This window comes from Mycobacterium gordonae (assembly GCF_001417955.2).
GTDB lineage: Bacteria > Actinomycetota > Actinomycetes > Mycobacteriales > Mycobacteriaceae > Mycobacterium > Mycobacterium gordonae_B.
This window is the reverse complement of the sequence record NZ_LKTM01000210.1, coordinates 1-1,060: the sequence shown is the minus strand read 5'-3', so window position 1 is coordinate 1,060 and position 1,060 is coordinate 1. Positions and strand designations below refer to the sequence as shown.

1 protein-coding gene is annotated in these 1,060 nt (G+C 63.4%); it reads left to right on the top strand.

Translation table 11 applies throughout. From position 1 onward, the window contains the following. The first annotated feature begins 333 nt into the window (after positions 1 to 333). The gene (locus AO501_RS15735) at positions 334 to 1,035 is read left to right on the top strand and encodes a cupin domain-containing protein (protein WP_197419859.1); all 702 of its coding nucleotides are present in this window, start codon (positions 334 to 336) and stop codon (positions 1,033 to 1,035) included. The last annotated feature ends 25 nt before the right edge of the window (positions 1,036 to 1,060 follow it).

The window sequence follows — 1,060 nt, the reverse complement described above, 5'->3', positions numbered from 1 at the left end:
ACCGCACGCGGGTCATCGCGACTATGTGACGCCATTTACCGCTGAAGATTCACCGCCACTTACCTCTGAAAATCACACACTGCTACCTGGGGCGACGGGTGGCGAGGGGAGACCCGTCGCGCCCGTCTCGTTTCTTTAGAAGCGAGACGCGCTGGAACTGCACCCGGGGAAACCTCGATCTTCTTCGTGGTGGGGGCGCAGCAGCTACGGCCCCGCACCTTTGAACAGAGGTTTTGCGCACATCCGGCGGGCACTCCCACACAATGTGGGCGCAATCCTGAACGCGTCTGGCGGCGCTATCGCATAGATTCAGCGATGGAGGGAGGCGACGAAGTGTCTGAGCGCGATGCGGCCACGTCTCCAGAAACTGCGACGTGGTCCACCCACGCGGTCGACGCTGACGCCGCCGTCGACTATTGGCGCTCGGTGCGACGCCAGGCTTACGTCGATGTTGCGCCGAGCCCCTATGATCGGAGTTTCTCCGGCGAGATTAGCTATGCCGACTACGGTGACTTTGCGCTGTCCGTCAAGCGGGCCAGCGGCGAGAAGGTCAGTCGAAGCAGCACTCTGATATCCCGGGGGGCCGAAGCGGAGTACCTATACGCGTTGTTTCAGAGCCGTGGCACGGGAGTCGTCACGCAGGCTGGCCACAGCGCGGAAGTCCGACCTGGCCGGGTGGTGATCTATGCCAGCGCGCGGCCGTTTTCGTTGGACTACCGCGATCCGTACGAGCAGGTCGTGGTTCATCTACCGGCCGAGCGTGCATTCGCCGATGCGGGCTTGCGGCCTAGTACGGATCTGCTGGCGGTGGAGATCCCCGTGGACGGGGCGCTCTCGTCGGTGTCCGCGTTCTTCCAAAGTTTGGCTGCTACGCAAACCACCGACCCGGAGGGAGCCGGCCTGCTGGCCCCGTACGGGGCGAACCTGGCCAGTTCCTTGCTCGCCTACGCAGCGAGAACTCGAGGTGTACAAGACCTTCCGCTTGAGTGTGACAGGTTTGGCTGGCCCCGTTTGGTCGCAGAATGTCAGGTTTGAGTGGCTCCACCGCGACTCGCCGGGC